4 protein-coding genes are annotated in these 4,562 nt (G+C 58.6%); 3 read left to right on the forward strand and 1 reads right to left on the reverse strand.

Going from position 1 to position 4,562, the window contains the following annotated elements; all coding sequences use genetic code 11:
• Positions 1-734: 734 nt before the first annotated feature.
• Positions 735-1,298, reverse strand: a complete 564-nt coding sequence (locus J1M81_RS25070; RefSeq protein WP_039855792.1) for a helix-turn-helix domain-containing protein — start codon at positions 1,296-1,298, stop codon at positions 735-737.
• 492 nt (positions 1,299-1,790) lie between these two features.
• Between J1M81_RS25070 and J1M81_RS25080 the strand changes: the two genes are divergently transcribed.
• From J1M81_RS25080 to J1M81_RS25090, 3 genes are all read left to right on the forward strand, one after another.
• A complete protein-coding gene (locus tag J1M81_RS25080; RefSeq protein WP_206499096.1) occupies positions 1,791-2,858 on the forward strand; it encodes an isopenicillin N synthase family oxygenase in 1,068 nt (355 codons plus the stop codon).
• Positions 2,859-2,929: 71 nt separating this feature from the next.
• Positions 2,930-3,901, forward strand: a complete 972-nt coding sequence (locus J1M81_RS25085; protein ID WP_241258472.1) for an isopenicillin N synthase family oxygenase — start codon at positions 2,930-2,932, stop codon at positions 3,899-3,901.
• A gap of 105 nt (positions 3,902-4,006) precedes the next feature.
• Positions 4,007-4,414, forward strand: coding sequence for a VOC family protein (locus J1M81_RS25090; RefSeq protein ID WP_005206417.1), 408 nt, complete (start codon positions 4,007-4,009; stop codon positions 4,412-4,414).
• The last annotated feature ends 148 nt before the right edge of the window (positions 4,415-4,562 follow it).

Consider the following 4,562-nt stretch of genomic DNA (forward strand, 5'->3'; position numbering starts at 1 on the left):
TTGACTACCGTGAGCACGAGGCGTGCCTTTCCGCCAGCGCTGCAACGCTGACTTGATCAAGTGACTACCAGGATCATATTTACGGGAAGGCACGCCCTCCCTGATCCACAGGTCTTGATCATTCCTCCCGCTTTGCATCGGTCAACAACACAGCGTCAGACACGATCTCGGCCACCGAGTTACACCACTCTATGGGGCACTACTGTTTGCTGGTGCTTTCCTGCTTCCCGAGCGCGACCGAGTTGCCAGAAGGCGCATCTCGGGGCCACTCAGCCTATACGGATATCTTCCGATCGAGGCGGACTACGAAGTCTCGGTTGGTTGCAGCACTCAAACGGGGGGCATGGCCTAAGCCTGATCGATGCCGATCGCTACAGGGGCCGCAGTATCCGGCCCTCTTCAGCGGGCTGGCGACGAAGTGAACCGGTTGATGTCTTAGCCGGCAGTCCAGCGTTCGACGGCCAGGCCGTCCGCCGGGTATACGGCGCAAACCGATAGCACGGGCACCTCGCGACTTGGGCCTATCTCCCGGAGTGGATTTCGCGTTGGACAGGACAATTCGGGTCCGTCGAACAACGGCGTTGACATAGCACCTCGACGCGCACGAAGACCAGTCAGAACTCTCTGCCGGAGGCGCGTTCGCCCAACGGCAGGCGCTCTGAGGCCCTTCTCGGGTAGCGCGGATCGCGTCCCCCTGATTGCTGTCAGCTTGTTAGTGCGGACCGCCGCGCATTTCAGAAGGATGGTGGCGTGCCGACGAAGAGGAAGACGGCGGTCTCATCGGTGTCGTTGAACCATTGATGCTGCACGCTCGCCGAGTAGTAGACGGTGTCGCCGGAGCGAAGCACGACACTCTGCCCACCAATGTTGAGGCGGACCTCGCCCATCACGACGTAAACGAATTCTTCCCCGGCGTGACTTGTTGCTGCCTCGGCGGAGCTATGCGGCTCGGCAGTCACTTCGTTGCAATCCATAAGTCGCGTTCCGCCCACGCAGAACCGGACCACGGCGTCGGGCCCGAGGTTGTAGCGTCGCGCTTCCCCGTTCCGGACCACTTTCACAGGTATGCGGTTGCTCTGTTCGAGCAGATCATGGGCTGTAGTTCCCAGTGTCTGAGCGATCCTGTGCAAGTTGATCACGCTTGGGGTTGTGTTGCCGTTCTCTACTTGGCTGAGGAACGGCTGCGAAAGATCAGTGCTGGTTGCAAGTGCCGACAGGGTCAATCCCGCGCTCTTGCGAGCGGCTCGAATCGATGAGCCCAGGGATCGCGCAAGTATTGCCTGATCGTCGTCATCCACACACGCAAGGTAGCAGTCTCCGAGCTGTCTGAACCACGGCAGATCGCGGACAGGTAACGCAACGGCAACCTCAGAAACACCAACGAAACTATATTGATAGAGAGAATGAAATATTCGTGTGGAGAATATTCCAGGTAAGCATCTGCCTCCCTATTGGAGTATCCCATGCCCGCTCTCACAGCGCCGCAGTCCCCGCCGGGCGCCAATCCTGTCGACCTCCGCCCACCAATCTCACAGCTCGTGATGTTCGGTATCCAGCACGTCCTGATCATGTACGCCGGATGCGTCAGCGTTCCGCTGATATTCGGCGCAGGGGAAAGTTCCCGAACACAATTCAAATTGTTCTCGGCAGCGGCATCACCCTCGCTGCCATCACTGCATTCACACTGAACCTCATTCTCAACCACACAGCACTCGGCGACAGCGCACGCAGGGCAATGTCCAACATCAGCGCAGACGCACGCGCAACCACAACCGACGGAGAGAATCAACATGCTAACCCCTGACACCAACGATCATTTTGAAGTCCCGATCGTCGACATCACCGCCTACACCACAAACGGCACGCCTGAAGCCAAAGCTGAAGTGGCAAATCAGCTCGACCAAGCCTGCTCGACTGTAGGTTTCATCCAGGTTCTCGGACACGGAATCCCCAACGAAGCGATCGACGGGTTGCGGAATGCAGTAGACGCCTTCTTCGCCCTGCCGATCGATGAAAAACGAACCTACCGAGTCGATGGCAACAGGGGATACACGCCGCCTAAAAGTGAATCGCTGAGCCTGAGCCTCGGCCTAGAATCAGCAACCCGAATGAACGACTTCTTCGAGGCCTTCAACGTCGGTGCCGAGGCCAGATCATTTCCGGAACTCAACCTGTCCGAAGACGATTACGGCATCAACGTTTGGCCGACCTTGGGTAGCTTCAGATCCAATGTAGAGGCGTACTACGCGCACGCATCCCGAGTCGCCCGCACCCTGACCACAGTCTTCGCCGATGCGCTTGGCTTGCCCAGCGACTACTTCGAGTTCCTCACCGACCATTCTGTCGACGTTCTCCGAATGAACAACTACGCACTGCCCGAAGGCACTGTCAACCTGGACGGTGACCTAACCGGCATGGGCGAACACACAGATTTTGGCCTCGTCACAGTCCTCTGGGCCGATCAAGTGCCCGGTTTGCAGGTACTTGACGGAACTGGAAACTGGCACGATGTTCAGCCCATGGATGACGCACTTCTGATCAACTTGGGCGACCTCACCGCACGCTTGACCAATGACCGCTGGATGTCGACGCTGCACCGCGTGAAGCCGCCGATCGTCGACGGAACGATCAAGCGTCGACGCTCGGTTGCGTTCTTCCACGACGGCAACATCGATGCCACCATTGTCACTCTGCCCAGTCATCTCGAAGCAGACAACGGGCTTGCCTACGAGCCGATCCTCGTGCGTGACCACATTAAAGCCAAACTTGCCGGTTCTCAGCAAGGAAAAGCCAACACCGCTGCAGTTCGCGAAGCATCGCGCGTCCTCGCCGCAGTAAGCAAGGCGGATCGCTCCTAAAAACCGCATTGATGCAGAAACGGCACTCACTCACCACACTCCTACTCTCCAAAAAATCGAGGAACCTCCACATGAACGCACCGCTCATACCACTCGTTGATCTGAATTCCTGGCAAACCGGTGACGCCGAGACTCGGCGCTCGGTCGCCGCAGAGGTCGACCAGGCGCTCCAGCAGTCCGGATTCTTGCTCCTGGCCAATCACGGAGTCGCACCCACGCTGGGAACCGAGCTGCGTGCTGCTGCCAAAAAGTTCTTCGCCCTTCCGGCCTCAGTAAAAGCGCAGTATGAGACTTCAGTCGGCGGCCGCGGGTGGCTGCCGAGTGGCAAGGAAGCCAATTCCTTCGACGGCGAGGACCCGGACTCCAACAAGCCCGACATGAAAGAGAGTTACACCATCGGGCGCGATTACCTTACTGGTGACCCCGCCCTCGACAAGTATTGGTTCCGGCCCAACGTGTGGCCAACGGAAGTCCCCGAACTCCAACAGTGCGCTACCCGCTACATGACTGAAATGTACCGACTGTACGACGACCTGCTTCGCATCTGCGGTGAAGCGCTCGACCTTGGTGCAGAGTGGTTCATCGAACGCACCTCCAGTGGAACCCGAACCCTCAACATCAACCGCTACCCCTCGCTTGAGGAGGCCGGTGCGCCGAAGGAAGGGCAGTTCCGCGTCGGCCCACACACTGACTGGAGCATTTTCACCCTCCTCGACCGCCAAGTAGGCTACGGCGGCTTCCAAGTCGAGAGCAATGGAGAGTGGTTCGACGCGCCCTTTGTCGAAGGAGCACTCGTGATCAACATCGGTGACCTAATGGCCCGCTGGACGGGCGACCGCTGGCGCTCGACCCGCCATCGGGTCTTGCCGCCACAAGACCAAGCACCAAAGGAAGAACTCATCTCGCTGATCCAGTTCTGCGACGCCAACGTTGACGCCGTCGTAGAGCCGATGCCCGCACCCGTCGGAGTCAACACAGACCTGCCCGCGATCGAGGCCGGCGAGTATCTCCGTCGGCGTGCTCAAGCCGCGACGGTCAGCTGATCAAGTACCCACTGCTCTCTATACCCGACCGAATCTCGCCTTCGTTCAGGTCAAACCGCTTGTGCGCGGCCGCCAACGCGGGAGCGCCCGTCAGCTAGGAGACTCATGACTACACAGAACATATCCCTGTCTTTTGTCAGCATCATCTGCAGCGACTTCATCTCGCAAGCATCGTTCTATGGGACCGTATTTTCTCTGCCAGAAATCGAAGAACTCGCGTCAGAGCACTTTCGAGCGTTGCGCGTAGGCGGCACTACTCTTGGGTTTCACACTCCGGGGGCACTCGAACTTCTCAGTCTGCCTCCGGAGACGATCATCGGTGACAGCTCGGCCTCATTCTGGACGTTTGAAACCGCTGACGAAGCGGCAGTGGACACGCTCGTAGCTGACGCGTTGACCGCTGGTGCCACGCTAGTCAAAGCACCGTATCTGACCTACTACGGTGCGCGGCAGGCAGTTCTGCGTGATCCAGAAGGAAACGTGTTTCGGATCAATAGGAGCGGTGTCCAATAGTTCCGGTGCGAGCCGAGGGGTGAGATATTGTCAAGACCTGTGGATGAGCGGTTTTCAGGCGGCCTCCTGGGTGCCTGAGGTGGCGTCGGGTTCGACGAGTTTGCCTTTCTCGAAGGTGGCGCCATCACGGACCAGTTTCACCAGATGT

The organism is Rhodococcus sp. KRD175 (assembly GCF_017168275.1).
Lineage (GTDB): Bacteria > Actinomycetota > Actinomycetes > Mycobacteriales > Mycobacteriaceae > Rhodococcoides > Rhodococcoides fascians.

What these genes read in the sequence shown, in the direction of transcription:
- J1M81_RS25085 (WP_241258472.1), top strand. Translation starts at nt 2,930, where the DNA reads ATGAACGCACCGCTCATACCACTCGTTGATCTGAATTCCTGGCAAACC.
- J1M81_RS25080 (WP_206499096.1), top strand. Translation starts at nt 1,791, where the DNA reads ATGCTAACCCCTGACACCAACGATCATTTTGAAGTCCCGATCGTCGAC.
- J1M81_RS25090 (WP_005206417.1), top strand. Translation starts at nt 4,007, where the DNA reads ATGACTACACAGAACATATCCCTGTCTTTTGTCAGCATCATCTGCAGC.